Source organism: Streptomyces sp. NPDC059002, assembly GCF_042740435.1.
GTDB lineage: Bacteria > Actinomycetota > Actinomycetes > Streptomycetales > Streptomycetaceae > Streptomyces.
Genome location: NZ_JBHYJI010000015.1, coordinates 94,653 through 118,031, shown reverse-complemented (window position 1 = coordinate 118,031; position 23,379 = coordinate 94,653). Strand labels below are relative to the sequence as shown.

The following is a 23,379-nucleotide window of genomic DNA, read 5'->3' as shown; positions in this document are numbered from 1 at the left end:
ACGCACGGTGGGGAGCCCCTGCGGAAGGTGCGCACGGCACGCGGGGGTTCCAGTACGCCGCGCCCGCCCTACTCCGCCCCGCCGAGCCGGTGCGTCAGATACGCGTGCACCAGCTCCCGCGCCTCCACGATCAGCGCGCCGTCCCCCGACGGGTCGGTGCGGAAGGCGAGTTGGAGGATCGCGTCGACCGCCTCGACGGCGACCACGACGGCGCGCCGCAGGGACGCGTCGAGCGGACGGCCGAGATGGGCGGCGAGGAGGTGGCCGACGCGCTCGGCGACGTCGAGGTTGGCGTCGGGCATCGCGTCCGGCGCGGAGGGGATGCCGAAGTCGACGAGGCCGAAGCCGGGGACCGAGCGCTTCATGGCGAGGTACTCGTCGAAGGCGATGTCGACGGCGCCGCGCCAGTCGCCGGGCGTGACGTCGGCCATCCGGGCCGCGACGCGCTCGCCGTACCGGTCGAGGTTGCGGCGGGCGAGGGCGTCGGCCATGGCGCGCTTGTTGCCGAAGAAGCGGTAGACGGAGCCGATCGGGACGTCGGCGCGCTGCGCCACGGCGCGGGTGCTGAGTCCTTCGTAGCCGACCTCGTCCAGGAGGGCGGCGCAGGAGTCGAGGATGCGGGTCAGACGTTCGGCGCTGCGCTGCTGCACGGGCGTGCGGCGCAGGGCGCCCAGGGGGCGGGGGCCGGCCAGGGGGCGGGGGTCCTCGGGCGGGTTGGGGTGGGGCATCCCGGGAGGGTAGAGCACCGCTCACATTCCTGGCTCCCCCTTGCGGAAGGAAAAGTCGAATCCTACGGTGTGCCATAGGAATCATGACGAGGGAGCGACGATGAGCGGGGACCACGCAAGCGACGCCCGGAAGACCGCCGAGGGGCTGGCCTATCTCACCGGCTTCGGCAACGAACACAGTTCGGAGGCGGTGCCCGGCGCCCTGCCGCACGGCCGCAACTCGCCCCAGCGCGCGCCCCTCGGGCTCTACGCCGAGCAGCTGAGCGGCTCCGCCTTCACCGAGCCCCGGGCGCACAACCGCCGCTCGTGGCTGTACCGGATCCGCCCCTCGGCCGCGCACCCGCAGTTCACCCGCGTCGACAACGGCGCGCTGCGCACGGCCCCCTTCACCGAGTCGGTGCCCGACCCCAACCGCCTTCGCTGGAACCCGCTCCCCGAGCCCGCGCCCGGCACGGACTTCCTCGCGGGCCTGTGGACGCTCGGCGGCAACGGCGACGCGACGCAGCGCACCGGCATGGGCATTCACCTCTACCACGCCAACTCCCCCATGCGGCACCGGGTGTTCAGCGACGCGGACGGCGAGCTGCTGATCGTCCCCGAGCGCGGCGGGCTGCTGCTGCGCACCGAGCTCGGCCTGCTGCACGCCGAGCCGGGCGAGGTGGCGCTGATCCCGCGCGGCGTCCGCTTCCGCGTGGAGCCGACCGACGCGAGCGCGCGCGGCTACGTCTGCGAGAACTACGGCGCCCCCTTCCAGCTCCCCGACCTCGGCCCGATCGGCGCCAACGGCCTGGCGAACGCACGGGACTTCAGGGGGCCCGTCGCCGCGTACGAGGACGTCGAGGGCCCGGTGGAGGTGGTGAACAAGTTCTGCGGGAACCTGTGGCGCGCGACGTACGACCACTCCCCGCTCGACGTGGTCGCCTGGCACGGCAATCACGTCCCGTACGTCTACGACCTGCACCGCTTCAATGTGATCGGCTCGATCAGCTACGACCACCCGGACCCGTCGATCTTCACGGTCCTCACCTCGCCCTCGGACACCCCGGGCCTGGCCGGTGTCGACTTCGTCGTCTTCGCGCCGCGCTGGCTGGTCGGCGAGAACACCTTCCGGCCGCCGTACTTCCACCGGAACGTGATGAGCGAGTACATGGGCCTGATCGAGGGCGCCTACGACGCGAAGGCGGAAGGCTTCGTGCCGGGCGGCGGCTCGCTGCACAACATGATGTCGGCGCACGGACCCGACCGCGAGACCTTCGAGCGGGCCTCGGCCGCCGAGCTGAAGCCGCAGAAGATCGACGACGGCCTTGCCTTCATGTTCGAGACGCGCTGGCCCGTGACCGCGACGGAACAGGCAGCTCAGGCACCCCACCTGCAGCGCGGGTACGACGACGTGTGGCAGGGTCTGGAGCGCCACTTCCGCAACTGACGCAGCGCCGCGCACGTGACTGATTCGGAGAGACCGTGACCGCTTTCGCCCCGGACTCGATCGTCCTGAATCGGAAACTGCCGCTCTGGTACCAGGTTTCGCAGTCGCTGCGCGCCTCGATACTCGGCCGCACCCCCGACGCCCCGCTCCGGCTGCCCACCGAGGAGCAGCTGGCGGGGCACTACGGGGTGAGCGTGCTGACCATGCGGCAGGCCCTCAAGGAGCTGGAGGACGAGGGCCTCATCTCCCGGCACCGGCGGCGCGGCACGTTCATCGAGCCGAGCGCGCAGCGCGGCTCCCCCGTCCGGCTGCTCGGCTCGGTCGACGCGATCGTGGCCCAGCAGTCGGGCATGAGCACCCGGCTCCTGGAGCACGGCACGGCACCCGTGCCCGCCGAACTCGCCGAGTACTTCCCGGACACGGCCGAGGTGGCGACGTACCACCGGCTGCGCGGCGACGAGATATCGGGCGAACCCACCAACCACGCCCGCAACTTCATCCGCCCCGAGCTTGCCGCCCGCATCGACGTCGACGACCTCGTGCGCTGGCCCATGACGAAGGTCCTGCGCGACGTGGTGGGGGTCAGGATCGGCCGGATCACCGACACCGTCGAGGCCACGCTCGCCGACCCCGAGACCGCCCGCCTCCTCCAAGTGCCGCTGCTCAGCCCGATCCTGCACTACACCGGCATCACGTACGACGAGGAGGGGCGGACCCTCGACGTGGTCCGCATCCACTACCGCGGCGACCGCTTCTCCTTCACGGTCACGCTCGACGCGACGTGACACCCGGCGCGGGGTACGTCGTACGATGCCGGGCGTGACGCACGACGAAGCGCCGCTGCTCGGTGACCTCATGCCGTGGTCCGTCGCACCGCTCCGGCCGGGCCGCGGGTGGCCGATGGGCCCCGACTCCGCATCCCTGAAGGCCCGTTGGGACACGCTGGTACGGGAGCGGGGCCCGGCCCGCGAGGCCCTGTTCGGCACCACCCGCGCCCGCACCCCGCACGCCGCCGTGGGCCAGCTCCCCGGCCACCCGGGCGGCACGGGCCGCCTCGCCAGGGAGTCCGGGCCCTGCCCCGAGCCCGTGCGGATCCTGCACGGCCCATTCGACGAACAGTGGCTGATCCCCGACCACCGCCTCATCGACGTCGCCCGCCCCGAGCTGTGGCGGGTCGCGGGCGAGGGCCAGCTCTTCGCCGTCGAGCAGGGGTACGTCCCCGGGGCCGCGGGCCCCGCCGTCCTCGCGTCGTCGGTCCTGCCCGACGGGCGCTCACCGGCCGGGCGGCCCGGGCGGATCCGGCCGCTGTTCCGTCGCCCCGGGGGCCTGGAGCCCAATGTCGCGCCCGGGCTGCTCGACCATCTCTCCGGCGTGCTCGGCCACCAGGTCACGGCGCGGGCCCTGCTCGCCTGGGTGCTCGCGACGGGCGCCGGTTCGGCGGCGGGCTGCCGGGTGCCGCTCACCTCCGACGGCGACGTCTGGGCGCGCGGCGTCGACCTGGGCGGGCGCCTGCTCCGGCTCCATCTGCGCGGGGACGGCGAACGCCCCAAACTTCCCGGCGGCCGCAGGCCCTACGTCCGCGCGCCGCTGCCCGCGAGGCCCGCGTCGCTGTCGTACGACGCGGAGGAGCAGATCCTGTGGGTCGGCGACGAGGGCGTCATCTCGCCCGTGCCGCGCGAGGCGTGGGAGTTCGAGGTGAGCGGGGTACGGATCATCGAGCGCTGGTTCGCGCCGCGCACGGCGGGGGCGGCGGCGGAGGCGGGCGGCCTGGCGGCGATCGGGCCCGCGGCCTGGCCGCAGACCTGGACGTCCGAGCTGCTCGAACTGATCACGGTCCTGGCGCTGATCGCGGAACTCGGCCCGGCCCAGGAGGAGTTGACGGCATCACTCGGCGCCCCGATCACCGGGAACGAGCTGCGCCGGGCAGGCGTCCTGCCCGTGCCCGACGCGGCGCGCCGCCCCGCCTCGGTGCTCGATCACCACGAGGAGGGCCCGGACGGACAGTTCGCGCTGCTCTGATCCGGGCCCCGTAAGGGGCGCGGGGCTCTGACATGTGCGGCTCCGCCGCGTGGGCGCGACCAGCCACAACGCACCCGCAGACGTGGACCGCACGCCCCCGCCCCGCGGAGCGCTTTCAGCGAAACGCGTCGAGGAGCCTGCCGAGCGCACGCTCGAAGCTCTCCTCCGCGTCCCCGGCCGGAGGCCCCTCCGTCACCATCTCCGCGAGCCGCGGATACCGTCCGCCCGCCAACTCCCCCGCCATGTAGGCGGACCGCACCTGCTGCTCCTGCTCCTCCGACCAGGGCAGGCCCCGCGCCCGCTCGGCGACGGCGAGCTCATTGGCCACGGAGACCATGGCCGTGCCGTTGACCAGGGCGATGAGCTCCATCTTGGTGCCGTAGGGCACGTCGAGGCCCTCCAGGAGGCCGAGGCAGTGCTCCAGGAACCGCAGCGCGTTCGGGCTGAAGCCGTAGACCGTCGACATCACCCGCGTCATCCACGGGTGCCGGTGCAGGATCCCGCGGGCCTGCCGCCCGATGCCGAGCATCTCCGCGTACCAGTCGCCGCCCAGGGCCTCGTCGGACAGCTCGTACTCGCCGCTGACCGCGTCGACCATCAGCTCGTACAGGTCCTCCTTGCGCGGCACGTAGTTGTACAGCGACATGGTGCCGCAGCCCAGTTCACCGGCCACGCGCCGCATGGACACCGCGTCGATGCCGTCCGCGTCGGCGATGCGGACGGCCGCGGCCGCGATGTCCGCCCTGCTGTACGCGGGCTTGGGGCCGCGGCCCGCACGCTCGGGGCGTGCCCAGATCACTTCGGGAGTGGCCGCTCGGCCCGCCATGGATCATCACCTCGCCCACCATGTTAGTTACGTACAGCGTACGTAGTGAGGTACGGTGACCGCATGACTTCTACGTACGCTGTACTTAGTGAAGGTCTGGAGAAGCGCTACGGCTCCGGCGCGACGGCCGTCGAGGCCCTGCGCGGCCTGGACCTGGCCATCGCCGAGGGCACCGTGTGCGGGCTCCTCGGCCCCAATGGGGCGGGCAAGACGACCGCCGTGCGCGTGCTGACCACCCTCCAGACGCCGGACGCGGGCACGGCGCGGGTCGCCGGGCACGACGTGGCGCGGGAGCCGGAGGCCGTGCGGCGCGCCATCGGGGTCACCGGGCAGTACGCGTCGGTCGACGGCGACCTCACCGGACGGGAGAACCTCCGGCTCTTCGCCCGGATCCTGCGGGCGCCCCGCGCCCGCGGCGACGAACTCCTGGAGGAGTTCGGGCTCTCCGATGCCGCGGACCGCCCCGCGCGGACGTACTCCGGCGGCATGCGGCGCCGCCTCGATCTCGCGGCGAGCCTGCTGATCCGGCCCAAGGTGCTCTTCCTGGACGAGCCGACCACGGGCCTCGACCCGCACAGCAGGAACGGCATCTGGGACGCCGTGCGGAAGCTGGCGGGCGAGGGCACGACGGTGCTGCTCACCACCCAGTACCTGGACGAGGCCGATCAACTGGCCGACGACATCGTCCTGATCGACGGAGGGCGGGCCGCGCACCGGGGCACACCGGCGGAGCTGAAGGCTCAGATCGGGAGTTACGCGGAGGTCGTCGTGGCGTCGGACGCGGCGATGCCTGCGGCCGCGGTCGTCCTGGATCAATTGACCGGTGCCGAGCCCGCCCTCGACGCGGGTGCGCGGACCGTGGGGGTCGTCTCCCTCGACCCCGGGCTCACGTTGCCTCGGATCGTCCGTGAGCTCGATGCCGCGGGGGTGCCTCTTGTCGATGCGAGTCTGCGGGCCCCGACGCTCGATGAGGTTTTTCTGCGGCTCGTCTCGTGAAACTCAAGCGCCACTTCGCGGCGCATTCGTCCCACCCTCCCGCCCAACTCCCCTCCCCGGAAGGCTGATCCATGAGTGATGTCGTTCATGACAGCGCGGCCATGTTCGGTCGGCAGCTGCAGCGTGCCAGGCATGCCCCGGCGATCCTGGTCATGACCCAGACGATGCCGATCGTCTTTCTGCTCTTCTTCGGCTATGTCTTCGGCAGCGCGCTCGCGATGCCGGGCTCCGACTACCGCGCGTATCTCGTGCCCGGCATGCTCGTGGCGACCGCCGCCAACGGCATCATGACCGGGATGTTCGCGGCGGCCCAGGACTCCCACCGCGGGGTGATGGACCGGCTGCGGACGCTGCCGATGAGCCGGACCGCCGTGCCGCTCGGGCAGGCCGTCGCCGACCTCGTGACGACCGCCGTGGGGCTCGTGCCGCTGATGCTCGTCGGGCTCGCGATGGGGTGGCGGATCGAGGGCGGCGCGCTGGAAGCGACCGGGGCCTTCGGCCTGTTGTTGCTCTTCCGGTTCGCCACCACCTGGATCGGGATCCTGCTCGGGCTCGCCTCGCAGAGCGAGGAGGCGGCGGGACAGCTGGGCAGCGCGACCTTCATGCTGCCGCTCCTGTCGAACGCCTACATCCCGACCGACGGCCTGCCCGGCTGGCTGCGGACCGTCGCCGAGTGGAATCCGATCAGCGCGGTCGCCACGGCGGTCCGCGACCTGTTCGGCAACGCTCCGGTGCCGACGGACGCCGCCTGGCCGGTCGCGCACCCGGTGGCGGGGTCGCTCGTCTGGTCCGTGGTCCTGCTCGCGCTCTGCGTGCCGCTCGCCGTCCGCCGCTACGCGCGCGGCGGGCGGTGAGCCGGGCGCGGTCGAGGGCCGGGGGGAGCGTCGTGGGGCACTGCGACGTCAACAGGGGCGCATGACAAGGGTGTTACGGGACGGGTGGGGCGACCAACCGTGCGGCACGCAGTGGTGTACGGGAGGGTGGGAGTAAATCCGCCGCGAAGCGACGGTTCAGTACTCCCAACCACCAGAGATCAGCGACGCCCTCCGAACAGCGAGCGCCGCAGCCTCCGCAGCGGCGCGAAGAGCGAGACACGCCTCACTCGGGCACCCCTGCTGCTGCGGGCGTGCGCGGCGTCACGTGAGGTGAGCTCACGCATCAGCAGCGTCGCCTCGTGCGACTCGCGCTGCGGGACGGCGGGACCGCCCAGCACCGAGAGATGGCGGTCGAGACGCGAGCTGGTCGCGCTGCTCCCACAGGTGATCGCAGGGACACGCGCCCTGCTGCGCACCGTTATCTGTTCCATGTCACTCCCCACCCGTACGAGGGCACCCGGCCCAGGGCAGGTTAACCCTATCGCCCCGTCATGACACGCGTGTATCCCGGTCGCAGGATTCACCTCCCCCACAAGGAGGTTGACGATTACTCTCCGAATACAACTGATTCCAGGGCGAGTTGGACATCCCTCCTGACGCCCGGTCCGGCCGAGGCCGCCGCCCCGTCCTTGCGGCGGCCCGGGCGGGCACGGCGGGCGGGCGCGCAATCCCCCAGGTCCCGGGGCCGCGGCGCCGACGTGGCCTATCTCACGTGCGCCCGATCCAGGAGCGGCGTCTGCCGCGTCCGTCGTACCCGGCCCGTACACCTGTCGCACGGAGCGGACGACAGGAGGCCGGTGCCTGCCGCGCGCCCCCAATCCGCCCGGTCCGCCGCCCCGAATGGCCTGTGTCAGGCGGCCCCCGCGCACCGGGCGCGGGTGGTCGCGCGCAGCACCACCGCACAGGTACACAAGGACGGACGCGATGACAGCAATCGCCAGGACCGGGACGGGGCGCCGCGGGCTCGCCACCCTCGTCTGCGGTGCGCTGGCCGCCGGGGGGCTCACGGCCGCCGGGGTGAGCGCACTGCAACCGGGGGCCGCGGATGCCTCAAGCCACCGGGAGGCCCCGCTGATCTCGGGGCAGCCCCAGTACGACAACACGGACGTGTACGCGTTCGTCAGCCCCGACAAGCCGGACACCACGACGCTCGTGGCGAACTGGATCCCCTTCGAGGAACCCGCCGGCGGGCCCAACTTCTACCTGTTCCCCGAGGACGCCCAGTACGACATCCACATCGACAGCGACGGCGACGCGCAGGGCGACCTGATCTACCGGTGGACCTTCGACACCCAGACCAAGAACAAGGACACCTTCCTCTCCAACACGGACCAGGTGACCAGCCTCGACGACCCCGACCTCAACATCACGCAGACGTACGACATCGATCTGCTCAAGCTCGACGACCAGAAGGTCGTCTCCACCAAGAAGATCGCCGACGACCTGCCGGTCGCGCCGTCGAACGTCGGCAAGGCGTCGATGCCCGACTACAAGAAGCTGCGCGACCAGGCCGTGCGGCAGGTCTCGGGCGGCGGCACCTCCTACGTCGGGCAGGCCGACGACCCCTTCTTCCTCGACCTGCGGGTCTTCGACCTGCTGTACGGCGGCGACCTCTCGGAGGTCGGCAGGGACACGCTCAAGGGCTACAACGTGAACACCGTCGCCCTTCAGGTGCCCAGCGCCGACATCCGCCAGTCCGCGAAGCAGCCCACCGTCGGCGTCTGGTCGACGACCCAGCGCAAGAACGCCAAGGGCGACTGGACGCAGGTCTCGCGGCTCGGCAGCCCGCTGGTCAACGAGGTGGTCGTGCCGCTGCGCGACAAGGACAAGTTCAACGCATCGGCGCCGTGGAAGGACGCCGACTTCCTCAAGTACGTGCAGCGTCCCGAGCTGGCGAAGCTCCTGGAGAAGATCTACGGGATCAAGGCGGCCGACGAGCCGCGCAAGGACCTGGTCTCCGTCTTCTTCACCGGTGTGAAGGGCCTCAACCAGCCGGCCGGTGTGCGGCCGTCGGAGCAGCTGCGCCTCAACACCTCCGTCAAGCCCGCCGCCGACCCGAAGCGGCTCGGCGTCCTGGACGGCGACAACTCCGGGTTCCCCAACGGACGGCGGCTCACCGACGACGTCGTCGACATCGAACTGCAGGCCGTCGCCGGTGAACTGGTCGGCAACAAGAACGACCTGGGCGACGCGGTGAACGCCAACGACCAGGCGTTCAGCGGGACCTTCCCCTACCTGGCGCTGCCCACGGCCGGGTCGCGGGGACCGCTGGCGGGCAAGGGCAAGGGCGACGCCTCCGGCAGCTCCGCGCGCGACGCGCTCGTCGGCGGGGCCGTCGAGAAGTCGTCCTCGTCCGGCGGCACCAGCGACGCGGTGCTGATCGGCTCGGCGGGCGCGGGCGCCGCGGGCGTGCTCCTGCTGGGGCTCGGGCTCCTGTGGTGGCGCAGGCGGCGGACCACTTGAGCACGGCACGTGACACGGCGCGCACCACCGGGGTCGTGGTGGCCCTGGCGCTCGCCCTCACCGGTGGTGCCGTCGTGCTCGGCGGCGGCGACGGGGCCGAACGGCCGCCCGTCGCCGCCGGGCCCGCCGTGCCGGCCCCCTGGCTCGGCGGCGGCGACCTGGACCGGGGCGTGAGCGCCCTGCGGGCCCATCTCCGCGCCCAGCCCAAGGACTTCACCTCCTGGGCCACGCTCGGCACGGCCCTCGTGGAACAGGCCCGCACGCGCGGCGACCCGGCGCTCTACGACGGGGCCGACCGCGCCCTCGACCGCTCCCTGAAGCTGCGCCCCGGCAACGACGCCGCCCTCGCGGGCCGCGCGGCGGTGGCCGCCGCCCGGCACGACTTCCACGGAGCGCTGCGGCACGCGTCGGCCGCCCTCGCCGAGAACCCGTACAACGAACGGGCCCTGGCGTCCCGCGTGGACGCCCTCGTCGAGCTCGGCCGCTACGCCGCCGCGGCCAGCGCCGTCGACACGGCCGATGCCCGGCGGCCCGGGGTGCCGGTGTTCACGCGGTACGCGTACGTACGAGAGCTGCGCGGCGACGTCAAGGAGGCCCGGCGGGTCCTGGACCGGGCGCTCGCCGGTGCCACGGCACCCGGCGACGTGGCGTATGTGGCGACCGCCCTTGGCCAACTGGCCTGGCGCCAGGGCGAGTACGCGACCGCCGCGCGGCACTGCGGAACCGCGCTGCGGGCGGACGCCGCGTATCTGCCCGCGCTGGAGTGCCGGGCCAGGGCCCGGGCAGGGCGCGGCGATACGGCGGCGGCGATCAGCGACCTCCGCGAGGTCGTGGCCCGTCAGCCGCTGCCGGGCCCGGTCCTTGCCCTCGGCGAACTCTACGAGGCACGCGGCGAGCGGGGCCCGGCCCGGGACCAGTACCGCCTCGTGGACGCCTGGACCGCGCTCGCCCGTGCGCACGGTGTCAACGCCGACCTGGACACGGCCCTCGCCGCGGCGGACCACGGCGACAAGGCGGCGGCCCTGAAGGCGGCCCGGGCCGAATGGGCACGCCGTCAGACGGTCCACACGGCCGACGCCCTCGGCTGGGCGCTCCACGTCAACGGCCGGGACGAGGAGGCCCTGCCCTATACGCGCCGCGCCACGGCCACCGGCTTCCGCGAGGCGTCCTTCCTCTACCACCGGGGAGTGGTGGAGCGGGCCACGGGCGACACGGCCGCGGCCCGCGGGTCGCTGCGGGCGGCCCTGCGCCTGAATCCCGGGTTCTCGCCGCTGGGGGCGGCCGACGCACGGGACGCGGCACGGGAAATGGGGGGTTGAGCCATGAGGTTCGGGACGGTGCGGGGTGCGGGAAGGCGGGGCAGGCGGTGGGGGCCGTGGGGGCTCGTCGCGGGCCTCGTTCTCGTGCTCGCGGGCATCGGCGGGGGTGAGGCGCTGGCTCATCCCTTGGGGAACTTCACCGTCAGCCGGTACGACGGCATCGTCGCCGCGCCGGGGCGGCTGCGGGTCGAGCATGTCGAGGACCTCGCCGAGATCCCGGCGACGCAGGCCAGGCCGCGGATCCGCGCGGTGGGACAGGGGCGTTGGGCGAAGGAGCGGTGCCGTGCGGCCGCCGGGGACGCGCGCCTCAGTGTGGCGGGGCGGCGGGTGGCGCTGCGGGTCCGGGACGCCCGCGTGCGGGTCAGGCCGGGGCAGGCGGGGCTCGACACCCTGCGCGTGGAGTGCGCGCTGACCGCTCCCCTGCCGAAGGACACCGCGGTCGAGGTCCGCTTCCGTGGCGGCGCGAGCGACTCCACGGGCTGGCGGGAGATCACCGCCCGCGGCGACCGGATGACCCTCGCCCGCTCCGACGTACCCGAGGACTCCCCTTCTCAGCGGCTCACCAGCTATCCGAAGCGACTTCAGTCCGACCCGCCCGCCACCGTGTCCGCCACGCTGCGGATCGTCCCCGGCGGCCCCGCCATCGGCAAGGAGGCCGACCCCGAGCAGGCCGCCTCCGTGCTGCCCCGCGGCGCCGACCGGTGGACGCGGGCGCTCACCGGACTCGTCGGCAGGCATCAGCTCACCCCGGGGTTCGCCGCGCTCGCCCTCGGCACGGCCGTGCTCCTCGGCGCCCTGCACGCCCTCGCGCCCGGGCACGGCAAGACGCTGATGGCCGCCACCGCGGCCGCCCGGGGCCGTGCGTCCGCCCGTGACGTGCTGCCCCTCGCCGCATCGGTGACGGTCACTCACACGCTGGGCGTCCTCGCCCTGGGGCTCCTGGTGAGCGGGGGTTCGGCCGCGGCGCCCTCGGTCGTCGCCTGGCTCGGCGTGACCAGCGGGCTGCTCGTCGCGGGCGCGGGCGTGCTCCTCGTACGAAGGGCGTGGCGGCGCAGGCACCGGAGCGCGGCCGGACACACGCACCACCACGACCACCCGCACACCCACGACCATCCGCACCCCCACGGCCACGCCCACCCCCACGCCTCCGGTCACCCCCGCGAACCCCGCCGCGCCACCAGCATCCGGGGCGCCCTCTTCCTCGGCTTCGCCGGTGGGCTCGTGCCCAGTCCCTCCGCCGTCGTCGTCCTCGTCGGCGCCGCCGCGCTCGGTGCGGCCTGGTTCGGGCTGCTGCTCGTGGTGGCGTACGGCGTGGGGCTCGCCGCGACGCTGACGGCGGCCGGGTTCCTCGTGGTGCGCGCGGGCGCCTTCGCGGGCGGGCGGCTCGGCGGTGCGGTGCCCGCGGGGCTGCGGCGGCTCTCGGCTCGTTTCCTGCCGCTCGGCTCGGCCTGCATGGTGTTCGTCCTCGGCTGCGGATTGGTGTTCAAGGGGGCGGCAACGGCGCTCGGTTGAGCTACCTTTGGGCTGAATCGCACCGCTGCGAATGGGGGCGCCCGTGAGCGAGGCAGAGCGCGTGATCGCGGGGCGTTACCGCCTCCTGACCCCGCTGGGCGAGGGCGGCATGGGCACCGTCTGGAGAGCCAGGGACGAGGTGCTCGGGCGCGAGGTGGCCGTCAAGGAGGTGCGCGCGCCCGCCGGGCTGCCCGCCGGTGAGATCGAGCGGCTGTACGCACGCCTGGAGCGGGAGGCATGGGCCGCCGCCCGCATCCCGCACCGCAATGTGGTCACCGTCTACGACGTGGCGAACGAGAGCGGGCGCCCGTGGATCGTGATGGAGATCGTGCGGGGCCTCTCCCTGTCCGACGTGCTCGACGCCGAGGGCCCCATGCCCCCGCAGCGCGCCGCGCACATCGGCACGGAGGTCCTCGCGGCGCTGCGTGCCGCGCACGACGCGGGGGTGCTGCACCGCGACGTGAAGCCCGGCAACGTACTGATCGCCAATGACGGCCGCGTCGTCCTGACCGACTTCGGCATCGCCATGGTGGAGGGCAGCTCCGCGCTGACGATGACGGGTGAGGTCGTCGGTTCGCCCGAATTCCTCGCCCCGGAGCGGGCGTTGGGGCAGCGGCCGGGCCCCGCGTCCGATCTGTGGTCGCTCGGCGTGCTGCTCTACGCCGCCGTGGAGGGCAGTTCGCCGTTCCGCCAGGACACCCCGCTGAGCACGCTGCGCGCGGTCGTGGACGAGGAGCTGCCGCCCGCCCGCGACGCGGGACCGCTGACGCCGGTCATCGAGGGGCTGCTGCGCAAGGACCCGGACGAGCGGATGTCCGCCGAGGACGCCGAGCGCGATCTGCGGCTCGTGGCGTCGGGCGCCGCCCCGCGCACCGAGACCTCGGTCCCGTACGCGCCGACTGTCACGGCCGAACGCGAGCCGTCCACGCCGACGCCCTCGGTACCGCCGCCCGTCGTCTCGTACCAGCCCGCGCCGACCGCCACGTCCGACACCGCGGTGACGGAGCCGCAGCGCTCCCGCCGTACGGTCGTCGTCCTCGTGGCGGGCCTCGTCGCGCTCGCCCTCGCGCTCGGCGGACTGACGTACGCCCTGATGAACCGCGACGACGGCGGGGGCAACGGCGGCAGTGCGGGCGGCGCCGACAGCGGCGGGGGCACGTCCGGCGGCAAGACCGGGGGCGGCAGTGGGAACGGCGGGAACGGCGGCGGGTCGAACGGCTCCACGGGCGGAGGCGGCTCGACCGGCGGCGGGAGCGGGAACAACGGCGGGAACGGCGGAGGCGGAACCACCGGGGGCAGCGGAGGCAACGGAGGGACCTCCACGCCCGCGCAGTCCGTGAAGGTGCACGTCTCCGGAGTCAACACCCAGTACGAGGGGCCCTGTCCGCCCGCCGCGGGTCAAGCGCCCACGTTCACCGCGACGTTCACGGTCGGACGGGTCCCGGTCGCCGTCGAGTACCGCTGGGTCACGGCGTCGGGCGAGCCGGGCGAGCCGGGCTGGAAGACGCTGTCCTTCTCCTCGGGGACCGGGAAGACGCGGCAGGTCAACCACACCGAGACGGCGTACGACGAGGAGGGCGGGACGTACGAGAACTCGATCAGCGTCGAGGTGCGCAGCCCGGTGAGCGTCTCGTCCAACTCCGTGGCGTACTCGGTCACCTGCGAGAAGGAGACCCCGACCGACGGGGCCTCCTCCTATGAGCCGGGTGCGTACGGGCAGCCGGGCGGGATCAGGCAGCCGCGGTGAACACCGGGAGGTAGGCGCCCGAGTGTCCGGGGGCCGTGGGGTGGTAGGACTCGCTGGGGTTGAGCCATTCCACGCTGTGCAGCCAGGGGCTGCCCGAGCAGATCTCGTGTCCTGTGAAGGCGGGCGTGACGTCGGCGAACGTGAAGCCGTGGTCGGCGGCGCGCTTGGCGGTGGCCGCGTTCAGGTAGTCGGCCGCGTCGTTGATGGCGGACCGCTCCTTCTCCGAGAGACCGGCGGCGCAGGTGCCGTTGAGCTTGTAGAAGCGGGGGTAGCCGAGGACCACGACGTGGGCGGCGGGGGCCTTGGCGTCGATCGCCGAGTAGACCTTGTCGAGGTTGCCGGGCAGCGTCGAGTCGACGAAGGCACGTGCTTCGTTGATCCGTGCCAGGCAGTTGGCCTCGGACTGGAGCACACAGGTCGTCATGACGTCGGAGAAGCCCGCGTCGTTGCCGCCGACCGAGATCGACACGAGTCCCGTGCCGGAGCCGAGCGGGCCGAGCTGGTTGGCCAGGACGTCACCCGTACGGGCGCCGGTGCAGGCCGTGAAGTCGAAGCTGGCGGGTGAGTTGGCCGCCGCCCACAGCACGGGGTAGGCGACCTTGCTGCGCTTGCAGTTGCCGCTCGCGCTGTCGTAACTGCCGGCGCCGACACCCGACGCGTAGGAGTCGCCGAGGGCCACATAGCCGGTGGCGGCGGCCCGTTGGTCGGTCGACTGGTCCGCTTGAGCCGCTGCGGCCCCGGTGAGGGCGAAGGCGACGGCGAGGAGGAGCGAGGACATGTATGCCGTGATTCGGGACAATCTCATGGAACCTCCCTTAGCAGGATTTCTGCCTCGTCAGTGATAGCACGCACCACCGGTAACAGGTAGTGGGCATGTCAATGAATTCGTCAACAAGTCCCTTTCCCGTAGGCGGAGTTCATCCGCAGAACAGGGCCCCTGACAGGAACATCTCCACACTCCCTCCGCATCTTGACGGGCCGCCCGGGACTGCGCGACATTGAAGCCCGGCATCCGGTGCTTCAGGGGGCAAAGTCACCAATGCAGACCATCAGGATCAAGGCACCGGCATCAGACACCGCGCGACAGGCCGGGCAGGGCACCGGAAATGACCTGCTGTCGCTGCTCACAGGGGTGGCGGTCGCCGTGGGCGGCGTCGGCGCGACGCTCGCGCTGATCGACCTCGACTCGCCGCTGCGCGGCCCCTTCACGCTCTTCTTCCTGCTCGCCGCGCCCGCCGCGGCCATCGGGGCCGCGCTGCGGGGGCTCACGCCATGGGGCCGGATCGTGGCTTCCGCATCGGGTGCGATCGCGGTCAACCTGCTCGTGGCGCAGGCCATGCTCGCGCTGCACATGTGGTCGGTGCGCGGCGGGGTCGCCGCCGTCACCGTGCTCAGCTCGCTCACCCTCCTGCTGGTACTGATACGGCGCTCGCGCCGCCGTACGGCGAGAAGGCGGTCCCCCTGACGTGAACATCACCGTGCACCGACCGGGCGAACTCACCGCGGCCGACCGGCTCGCGTGGACCGCCCTCCAGTCCAAGGCGCACCTCAACGGATCCCCCGAGCTCGCCAACCCCTTCCTCTCCCCGGAGTTCGCACTCGCGATGGGCCAGGCGCGGCGCGGGGTGCACATCGCCGTGGTGCGCGAGGACGGCGAGCCGGTGGCGTTCTTCCCGTTCCAGAGAACCATCACCGGCGTCGGCCGGGCCATCGGCCTGGGCCTCTCCGACTGCCAGGGCCTGGTGCACCGGCCCGGCTTCACGTGGGACGCCCGGGAGCTGCTGCGGGCCTGCGGGCTCGCGGTCTGGGAATTCGACCACCTGACGAGCGGCCAGGAGCCGTTCGGGGCGGGCGCCTCCGGCACCTTCCCCTCCCCGGTCATCGACCTCGATCAGGGGTACGAGGCCTACCTCGCCCAACTGCACGAGAACCACGCGAAGTTCATCCGGCGGACGCTCACCAAACAGCGAAGACTCGTCCGGGACCACGGCACGGTGCGCTACGTGCACGACGAGCGCGACCCCGAGGTCCTGACCACCCTGATGCGCTGGAAGTCCGCGCAGTACCGCAGGACGGGCCGCAGCGACCGCTTCGCGCACCCCTGGATCACCCAGCTGGTGCGCCGCCTCTTCCACACCAGATCCGACTCGTTCGCCGGGATCCTGTCCGTGCTCTACGCCGCGGACGTGCCCGTCGCCGCGCACTTCGGTTTGCGCACCGAACGCATCATCGTCAACTGGTTTCCCGCGTATGACCCGTCGTACGCGAAATATTCGCCCGGCCTCGGACTGCATCTGCGCATGGCCGAGGCCGCCGCCGCCGACGGCATCGCGCATCTCGATCTCGGCCGTGGCCAGAAGGCCTACAAGGACTCCCTCAAGACGCGCGAACTCGCCGTGTCCGAGGGGTGGGTGGCGCTGCGCCACCCGGTGGCATTCGGACACAGGGCCCGCCGCGCCCCGCTGCGCGCACTGCGCAACACCGTGGTGTCGAGGCCGGAACTCTTTGCACCGGCCGACAAATTGCTGAAGAGGATGGGCAAAATTCGATCATTGGGCCGCGAATAAGGCAGTCCGAATGTGACCGCATAGATTGCCCAAATCATCAAAAACGTGAGGCCACGTTCCAGGTCTTGCCATACAGTCTCAATCGTCAATACCGTCGTACATCCACCCGCATACGGACCGTCATGCAATGCGATCTAGGGGAGGGCTCAAGGTCGCGACGGTTCCCGTGCGGGGCGCGGTAGGGGGGTGCCGTGCCCGGTGATCGCTCTTCAGCCGGGTCACGTCCCGCGCAATGCCAGCTCACTCGGCATGCACGGAGATCGATTTCGTCATGCGTAAGTGAGAACCCCCCTTTCGAACCGGATCAATTGCCGGACCGCCCGGGGGCGGGCGGTCCACCGGACGAGAGGGACCAACAGACTCATGAGTTCTTATCTGCGCCCGGCGGACGCCGGACAGGAAGACCCGTTAAACAAGATCTCCAGGGACTACCGCCCGATCTCCACCCACTTGGCGATCACGCCGCCGGTCAGCGTGGTGATACCGGCCATGAACGAGGCGGAGAATCTTCCCTACGTCTTCAAGACCCTTCCCGACTGGATCCACGAGGTCGTCCTCGTGGACGGCAATTCCACCGACGACACCGTGGCCGTCGCCCGCGAGCTGTGGCCCGGCGTCAAGGTCGTCAGCCAGCTCGGCAAGGGCAAGGGCGACGCCCTGATCACCGGCTTCGCCGCGTGCACGGGCGACATCATCGTGATGGTCGACGCCGACGGCTCGGCCGACGGCAGCGAGATCGTCTCCTATGTCTCCGCCCTGGTCTCGGGCGCGGACTTCGCCAAGGGCTCCCGGTTCGCCAACGGCGGCGGCACGGACGACATGACCCCCATCCGCAAGCTCGGCAACCACGTCCTGTGCTCCGTCGTGAACGCCAAGTTCGGCGCCCGCTACACCGACTTGTGCTACGGCTACAACGCCTTCTGGCGGCACTGCCTGGACAAGATCGAGCTCGACTGCACCGGCTTCGAGGTCGAGACCCTGATGAACATCCGGGTCGTCAAGGCCGGCCTCAAGGTCCAGGAGATCCCCAGCCACGAGTACCTGCGGATCCACGGCGCCAGCAATCTGCGCGCCGTCAGGGACGGCATCCGCGTGCTGAAGGTGATCCTCGCCGAACGCTCCAACCGCCGCAGGCAGCAGGCGCGTTCACGCAGACTCCCCTTCCGTTCGGGCCAGGGAGAGGCGTCTTGAGCGCAGCGATATCCGCTGTCGTCTGCGTGTACACCGAGGACCGCTGGGAGGACATCCTCGCGGCGGTCTCCTCGGTGCGCGCCCAGTCACTGACGGCCCTGGAAACCCTTCTCGTGGTCGACCACAACCCCTCGCTCCTGGACCGCCTGACCAAGGAGTACAAGGAGACCGGCGAGGTGCGGGTGCTCGCGAACGCGGGCCCCCGCGGTCTGTCGGCCGGACGCAACACCGGGATCGCCGCGGCCCGCGGCGAGATCATCGCCTTCCTCGACGACGACGCCGTCGCCGAGCGGGACTGGCTGCGCCACTTCGCCGAGGGGTTCGAGGACCCGCGGGTCCTCGCCGTCGGCGGCCGCACCATGCCCGCCTGGGAGTCAGGGCGCCGCCCCGTCTGGTTCCCCGAGGAGTTCGACTGGGTGGTCGGCTGCCTCTACAAGGGGCACCCCCGGGGCCGTGTGCGGGTGCGCAACGTCCTCGGCGGGAACGCCGCGTTCCGCCGCTCCGCCTTCGATGTGGCGGGCGGCTTCGCCACCGGCATCGGCAGGGACGGCGGCAAGCGGCCGCTCGGCTGCGAGGAGACGGAGTTCTGCATCCGCCTGGGCCGGGCCAGACCGGACGCGATCCTGCTCATGGACGACCGCGCGGTGATCCACCACCGGGTGCCCGTGGCGCGGGAGCGGTTCCACTACTTCCGTACGAGGTCGTACGCCGAGGGCCTCTCGAAGGCCCTCGTGTCCCGAAGTGTCGGTTCCGACAAGGGACTTGAGTCCGAGCGGCGCTACACCACCCGGGTGCTGCCCGCCGGGATCGCCCGCGGTCTGCGGGACGCCGCGCTCGGCAGGCCGGGCGGCGCCGGCCGGGCGGGCGCCATCGTGGCGGGAGTGTTCGCCGCGGCCGGGGGGTACGTAGTGGGAAGCGTCCGTGCGCGCAGGGGAGGCACCACGTTCTCCGTCGTGGAGATCGGGGAAGGCACGGGCGGCGAGGGGGCTCCGGCATGAGCACAGGACCCGTGCCGATACTGATGTACCACGCGATCTCCTGCGTCCCGAACGAGGCGACGCACGACCTTTCGGTGTCGCCCGAGGCGTTCGCGCGCCAGATGGAGATGATCGGCGAGCGGGGCTTCACCCCGCTCACCACCGATCAACTGGCCGCCGTCTGGCGCTCGTCGGGCCGGACCCTGCCCGACCACCCGATACTGATCACCTTCGACGACGGCTATGAGGGCGTGCACCGGTACGCGCTGCCCGTGCTCACCAAGCACGGCTTCGCCTCCACCATGTTCGTCGCCACGGGCTGGCTCCGCGGGGAGTACGACACCGGGGGCGGCCTCGACCGCATGCTCGACTGGGACCAGGTGCGTGAACTCGCCGCCGCGGGCACGGAGATCGGCGGACACAGCCACACGCACCCCGAACTCGACCAACTCCCCGACGACAGACTCGGGTTCGAGCTGCGGTCCTGCCGGGACATCATCACCGCCGAGCTGGGCACCCGGCCCCGCTCCCTCGCGTACCCGTACGGCTACTCCAGCCGCCGGGTGCGCGAACACGTGCGCGAGACGGGCTTCGCCCAGTCGCTCGCCGTCGGCAACTCCCTGGCCCGGCGCGCCCAGGGCCCCTACGCGCTGCGGCGCGTCACCGTGCGCCGCTCCACCGGGGACGAGGAGTTCGAGCGTCTCGTGGAAGGCCGCGCCATAGGGCGTAACTTCGCCAGGGACCGTGCCCTGACCAAGGGGTACGCCATGGTCCGCAGAGCCCGACAGATCCGCCGGAAGGCCATTCGTTCCCGTGTCTGACACGAGCACCGCCCAGGCCGACGTCGCCGGGTCCGCGCACACCGGGGCGCGGCAGCCGTCCGGCAAGTCCGGCAGGCCCCGCAGAATGCGCCTGCCCGGGAGAGGCGACGGCGGCGGCAGCCCGCTGTTCCGCAACGCCTACGCGCTGATGCTCAACACCGGTATCTCCGGCGTGCTCGGCGTCGGCTTCTGGCTGGCCGCCGCCCGGTACTACTCGGAGTCGGCGGTCGGCCAGGGCTCGGCGGCGATCGCGGCCATGAAGCTCCTCGCGGGCCTCACCGCCCTGACGCTCACGGGCGCCCTCGTGCGCTTCATCCCCGTCGCGGGCCGCGCGACGGGGCGGCTCATCTTCCGTACGTACGCGGGAAGTTCGGCGGCCGTGGCGCTCGCCGCGGTGGTCTTCCTGCTCACGCTCAACCTCTGGGGCCCCTCGTACCGCTTCCTGCACGGCCCCGTCCACGGCATCGGCTTCATCCTCGCCGTCGTCTTCTGGTCGGTCCTGACCCTCCAGGACGGCGTCCTGACCGGGCTGCGCAGCGCGCTGTGGGTGCCCGTCGGCAACACCGTCTTCTCCGTCGCCAAGCTCGGACTGCTCATCGCGATGGCCGCCGCGATCCCCACCGCGGGCGTCTTCGTCTCCTGGGTGGCCTCGATCCTGGTGTCGGTGATCCCGCTCGGCTGGCTGGTCTTCCGGCGTTTGGTGCCCCGCCATGTGAAGGCCACCGACGGCAAGGCGCATCCGCCGACGCTGCGCGAGATCGGCCGCTTCCTCGCCGGCGACTACACCGGCTCGCTCTTCTCGCTCGCCGTGGTCTATCTCGTCCCGGTGATCGTCGCCTCTCAGGTCAGCTCGGTCGACAACGCGTACTTCTACATCGCCACCACCATCGGCGGCACCGTCAACCTCCTCGCCATCAACATGGGCGCCTCGCTCACCGTCGAGGGCGCGCACGACCCGGCGCTGCTCGCGGCCAACACCCGCTCGGCGCTGCGCCGGATGGCGATGATCATGCTGCCGGTGTGCGGGATCCTCTTCCTCGCGGCCCCCTTCGTACTGAGCATGTTCGGCCAGGGGTACGCGGACGCCGCCACTCCGCTGCTGCGCTGGTTCGCGGTGGGCGCGCTCCTCAGGGTCGTCATGGAGACGTACTTCGCGGTGCAGCGCGCCCAGAGCAAGACCTCCGGAATCGCCTGGCTGCAGGGCCTGTTGTGCCTCCTCGTCCTCGGCCTCACGCTGATCCTGCTGCCGCGCATGGGCCTGACGGGCGCGGGCGTCGCGGAAATATGCAGCCTCTCCGTGATCGTGGCGATCGCGGCGCCGAAGCTGTACCGCGTGGCACGGTCGGCTCCCTCGGCACGCTCCGCCGAGGACACGGCTCCGGACGGGGACCTGGCCGACCTGGGGACGCCGGAGGCGCCCTTGGAGCAGGTGCGGGCGGAGGCCGCCGGGGCCACCGCCCGGGCCAGGGAGCGGCACGGACCCGCGTGGGCGCTGCGCGAGTCCCTCGACTCGGACACCCTGCACCTCGCCGTACAGCTCGACTTCGAACATCAGGAGCGCAGGCCGGACATGCGGCCGGGGCCGGGAACGCCCGCCGCGGGTACACCCTCGGTGACGAGCGAGGGGGACGCCATGGACCACCGGCCCACATGGGCACTCAGAAGCCCCGTTCCAGGGCCGTCCTCCTCGGTGAAGTCGGCTCCGCCGAAGGAACCGGCGAAGGAACCGGCGAAGGAACCGGATACCCCGCAGGCGTCGGCCGTGGGCGCGCCCCCCGACGTCCCCGCGCCGCCGTCCGAGAGCCCGCTCCCCGCGGGCCCGCCGCCCGAAGAAGCACTCCCCCAAGAACCGCTCCCCGAAGAGCCCGCCGCCCCCACGAGGACCCCGCGCCGTCGCATCCTCGTCATGGCGCTGCTCCTTGCCGCCGCGCTGCTCCTGTACTGGCTGCCGGTGTTCGGCCTCGGCGAGCAGGACCTGGACCGCATGGGCGGCCTCGGTCTGATCTCCATCCTGCCCGCGCCGACCCTGATCGGTGCCGCGCTCCTGATCGTCGTGTTCGCCGCGCTGCTCTGGATGGACCGGCCGATCAAGGGCCTGCTCCTGGCCACCCTGCTCGCCACGGTCGTCTCGCTGCACGCGCTGCCCGCGGTCATCGAGAACGAGCCGCGGTTCGCCACCGCCTGGCAGCACCTGGGCTTCATGGAGTACATCGACAGGACCGGCTCGGCGGTGCCCGACCTGGACGCGCGCTGGAGCTGGCCGGGCTTCTTCGCCGCGGCCACCTTCGTCGCCGAGGCGTGCGGCGTCTCGGACATGACCGAGGTGATCCGCTGGTGGCCGCTGGCCATGCAACTGCTCTATCTGGCCCCGATGCTCCTGCTCGTGCGCTCCATGCGGGCGTCCTGGCGCGCCAAGTGGGCCGGACTGTGGATCTTCGTCCTGAGCGGCTGGGTCGGCCAGGACTACTTCTCCCCGCAGGGCTTCACGTATCTGCTCTACATCGTCTTCGTCGCGGTGCTCCTGGTCTGGTTCAGGGCGCCGCGCGTGCTGTGGGCCAAGCGGCGCCCCGGCGAGTGCGAGGTCGAGCCGACGGGCCGCAGGGAGCGCGCGGTGCTGCTCCTCGTCCTCGTCGTGCTGTTCGCCGCGACGGTCCCCGCGCACCAGCTCACGCCGTTCGTGATGCTCGGCGTCCTGGCCGCCCTTGTCCTGTTCGGCCGCTCCGAACTGCGCGGACTGCCCATCCTGTTCGCGGTGCTTGTCGCCGTGTGGCTGGGCTTCCTGGCCGAGCCGTACTGGTCGGGGCACTTCGACGAACTGTTCGGCGGGGTCGGCGGCGTCGGCGGCAATGTGTCCTCGTCCGTCTCGGGACGCATCGAGGGCGGCAGTTCGACGCACCGGCTCGTGCTGTACGCGCGCGTGGCGATGGCCGGCGGCGTCCTCGCCTTCGCCTGCTGGGGCTGGTGGCGGCGGCGCTTCTACAAGTACAGCGAACGCTCGCTCCTCATCCTCGCCTTCGTGCCGTTCCTGGGCTTCGGCATGCAGTCGTACGGCGGCGAGATGGCCCTGCGCGTCTTCATGTTCGCGCTGCCCGGCGCGGCGCTGCTCGCGGGCCTCGCGCTGTTCCCGCGCGCGGGCATCACCGCGGAGGAGCGGGACAAGGACCGGGTGAGCCTCGCGCCGCTCGCCGCGCTGATGGCCGGGCTCGTCCTGATGGGCGGCTTCCTGGTGGCCCGCTGGGGCAACGAGCCCTTCGAGCGCATCAGACAGGGCGAGGTCGCGGCCATGGAGTACGTGTACGAGCACGACGACCCGACGGTGCGGCTGCTCTGGATGAGCAACGACACGGTCAACAACGTGACGCCCGCGATGCCGTGGGGCACCCGCGACATGGAGAAGGTCGAGTACGTGCCCACGCTCGCGCCCGCCGATCCCGTCCTGGTGTCGGGCCTGGTGAAGGCGCTCAGGGACGCGGGCCCCAACTCGTATCTGATGGTCAACCGCAGCCAGACGGTCTACCTCCAGCTGGACGCGGGCTACGCGACCAGCTGGGAGCCCCGGCTCATCCGCAATCTCGACAACCGCCAGGAGCTGAAGAAGGTCCTCGTCAACGACGACGCGACCCTCTACACGCTGCGTGAACAGCCGGAGGGGAAGGCCCCGAAGGCCGCTCCCGGGCCGATCGGGCCCCAGGTGACCTGGACGCCGTGGTCGGTGGTGGGGGCGCTCGCCGCCGTCGCGCTCGTGCTGCTTCTGACGGCGCGCGAGGTGGTGCGGGTCGCCGCGGCGCCGAGCGTGCGGCAGCAGCGCCGGCTGCAGAGCAGCTTCTGGTTCTCGCTGCCCCTGCTCGCGGTGCTGCTCGCGGCACTGATCCAGCGGTTCGTGACGATGGCGTGAGCGGGGCTTATGGCGTG

19 protein-coding genes are annotated in these 23,379 nt (G+C 72.0%); 15 read left to right on the top strand and 4 right to left on the bottom strand.

Annotation, left to right across the window (positions count from 1 at the left end; translation table 11 throughout):
* Positions 1-68: 68 nt before the first annotated feature.
* Entirely contained in the window at positions 69-728 is a 660-nt protein-coding gene (locus ACFWZ2_RS16645; protein WP_384546160.1) for a TetR/AcrR family transcriptional regulator, read from the bottom strand.
* A 100-nt stretch (positions 729-828) separates the two neighbouring features.
* Here ACFWZ2_RS16645 and hmgA point away from each other — a divergent pair, with 100 nt between their 5' ends.
* Genes hmgA through ACFWZ2_RS16630 form a run of 3 tightly spaced genes read left to right on the top strand, consistent with a single transcriptional unit; the run spans position 829 to position 4,173 of the window.
* The gene (gene hmgA / locus ACFWZ2_RS16640) at positions 829-2,154 is read left to right on the top strand and encodes a homogentisate 1,2-dioxygenase (protein WP_384546158.1); all 1,326 of its coding nucleotides are present in this window, start codon (positions 829-831) and stop codon (positions 2,152-2,154) included.
* A 35-nt stretch (positions 2,155-2,189) separates the two neighbouring features.
* Positions 2,190-2,939, top strand: coding sequence for a GntR family transcriptional regulator (locus ACFWZ2_RS16635; RefSeq protein WP_384546156.1), 750 nt, complete (start codon positions 2,190-2,192; stop codon positions 2,937-2,939).
* A gap of 25 nt (positions 2,940-2,964) precedes the next feature.
* Positions 2,965-4,173 carry a type ISP restriction/modification enzyme gene (locus tag ACFWZ2_RS16630; RefSeq protein ID WP_384546154.1) on the top strand — a complete coding sequence of 403 codons (1,209 nt, stop codon included), beginning with the start codon at positions 2,965-2,967 and terminating at the stop codon, positions 4,171-4,173.
* Positions 4,174-4,288: 115 nt separating this feature from the next.
* On the opposite strand, the gene ACFWZ2_RS16625 is transcribed toward ACFWZ2_RS16630, so the two are convergent.
* A complete protein-coding gene (locus ACFWZ2_RS16625) occupies positions 4,289-4,999 on the bottom strand; it encodes a TetR/AcrR family transcriptional regulator (RefSeq protein ID WP_384546152.1) in 711 nt (236 codons plus the stop codon).
* A gap of 63 nt (positions 5,000-5,062) precedes the next feature.
* Here ACFWZ2_RS16625 and ACFWZ2_RS16620 point away from each other — a divergent pair, with 63 nt between their 5' ends.
* Positions 5,063-5,995, top strand: a complete 933-nt coding sequence (locus ACFWZ2_RS16620; RefSeq protein ID WP_384546150.1) for an ATP-binding cassette domain-containing protein — start codon at positions 5,063-5,065, stop codon at positions 5,993-5,995.
* 71 nt (positions 5,996-6,066) lie between these two features.
* Positions 6,067-6,849, top strand: coding sequence for an ABC transporter permease (locus tag ACFWZ2_RS16615; protein WP_384546148.1), 783 nt, complete (start codon positions 6,067-6,069; stop codon positions 6,847-6,849).
* A gap of 179 nt (positions 6,850-7,028) precedes the next feature.
* Here ACFWZ2_RS16615 and ACFWZ2_RS16610 read toward each other — a convergent pair whose 3' ends face one another.
* Entirely contained in the window at positions 7,029-7,301 is a 273-nt protein-coding gene (locus ACFWZ2_RS16610) for a hypothetical protein (RefSeq protein WP_079044039.1), read from the bottom strand.
* A 493-nt stretch (positions 7,302-7,794) separates the two neighbouring features.
* Between ACFWZ2_RS16610 and ACFWZ2_RS16605 the strand changes: the two genes are divergently transcribed.
* From ACFWZ2_RS16605 to ACFWZ2_RS16590, 4 genes are read left to right on the top strand one after another with little or no spacing between them, the layout of a single operon-like run.
* Positions 7,795-9,333, top strand: a complete 1,539-nt coding sequence (locus ACFWZ2_RS16605) for a DUF4331 domain-containing protein (RefSeq protein ID WP_384546146.1) — start codon at positions 7,795-7,797, stop codon at positions 9,331-9,333.
* Positions 9,330-10,652, top strand: a complete 1,323-nt coding sequence (locus tag ACFWZ2_RS16600) for a tetratricopeptide repeat protein (protein WP_384546145.1) — start codon at positions 9,330-9,332, stop codon at positions 10,650-10,652. The genes ACFWZ2_RS16605 and ACFWZ2_RS16600 overlap by 4 nt, the downstream gene beginning before the upstream one ends.
* A 3-nt stretch (positions 10,653-10,655) precedes the next feature.
* Positions 10,656-12,164, top strand: coding sequence for a nickel transporter (locus ACFWZ2_RS16595; protein ID WP_384546143.1), 1,509 nt, complete (start codon positions 10,656-10,658; stop codon positions 12,162-12,164).
* 31 nt (positions 12,165-12,195) lie between these two features.
* The gene (locus ACFWZ2_RS16590; RefSeq protein ID WP_384546141.1) at positions 12,196-13,911 is read left to right on the top strand and encodes a serine/threonine-protein kinase; all 1,716 of its coding nucleotides are present in this window, start codon (positions 12,196-12,198) and stop codon (positions 13,909-13,911) included.
* Here ACFWZ2_RS16590 and ACFWZ2_RS16585 read toward each other — a convergent pair.
* A complete protein-coding gene (locus ACFWZ2_RS16585; protein WP_384546139.1) occupies positions 13,895-14,716 on the bottom strand; it encodes an SGNH/GDSL hydrolase family protein in 822 nt (273 codons plus the stop codon). The genes ACFWZ2_RS16590 and ACFWZ2_RS16585 overlap by 17 nt on opposite strands.
* 234 nt (positions 14,717-14,950) lie before the next feature.
* On the opposite strand from ACFWZ2_RS16585, the gene ACFWZ2_RS16580 reads away from it, so the two are divergent.
* The 6 genes from ACFWZ2_RS16580 to ACFWZ2_RS16555 all read left to right on the top strand — a co-directional run bounded on the left by ACFWZ2_RS16580 (position 14,951) and on the right by ACFWZ2_RS16555 (position 23,362).
* Positions 14,951-15,376 (top strand): hypothetical protein, encoded by a 426-nt coding sequence (locus ACFWZ2_RS16580; RefSeq protein WP_384546137.1) that lies wholly within the window; start codon positions 14,951-14,953, stop codon positions 15,374-15,376.
* Position 15,377: 1 nt separating this feature from the next.
* Positions 15,378-16,478 carry a GNAT family N-acetyltransferase gene (locus tag ACFWZ2_RS16575; protein ID WP_384546135.1) on the top strand — a complete coding sequence of 367 codons (1,101 nt, stop codon included), beginning with the start codon at positions 15,378-15,380 and terminating at the stop codon, positions 16,476-16,478.
* A gap of 363 nt (positions 16,479-16,841) precedes the next feature.
* Positions 16,842-17,669, top strand: a complete 828-nt coding sequence (locus tag ACFWZ2_RS16570) for a glycosyltransferase family 2 protein (protein ID WP_384546133.1) — start codon at positions 16,842-16,844, stop codon at positions 17,667-17,669.
* Entirely contained in the window at positions 17,666-18,667 is a 1,002-nt protein-coding gene (locus ACFWZ2_RS16565; RefSeq protein ID WP_384546131.1) for a glycosyltransferase family 2 protein, read from the top strand. Before ACFWZ2_RS16570 ends, ACFWZ2_RS16565 begins: the two co-directional genes overlap by 4 nt.
* Positions 18,664-19,467: a polysaccharide deacetylase family protein gene (locus ACFWZ2_RS16560; protein WP_384546130.1), complete on the top strand. Its 804-nt coding sequence runs from the start codon at positions 18,664-18,666 to the stop codon at positions 19,465-19,467. Before ACFWZ2_RS16565 ends, ACFWZ2_RS16560 begins: the two co-directional genes overlap by 4 nt.
* The gene (locus ACFWZ2_RS16555) at positions 19,460-23,362 is read left to right on the top strand and encodes a lipopolysaccharide biosynthesis protein (protein WP_384546128.1); all 3,903 of its coding nucleotides are present in this window, start codon (positions 19,460-19,462) and stop codon (positions 23,360-23,362) included. Before ACFWZ2_RS16560 ends, ACFWZ2_RS16555 begins: the two co-directional genes overlap by 8 nt.
* Positions 23,363-23,379: the final 17 nt, after the last annotated feature.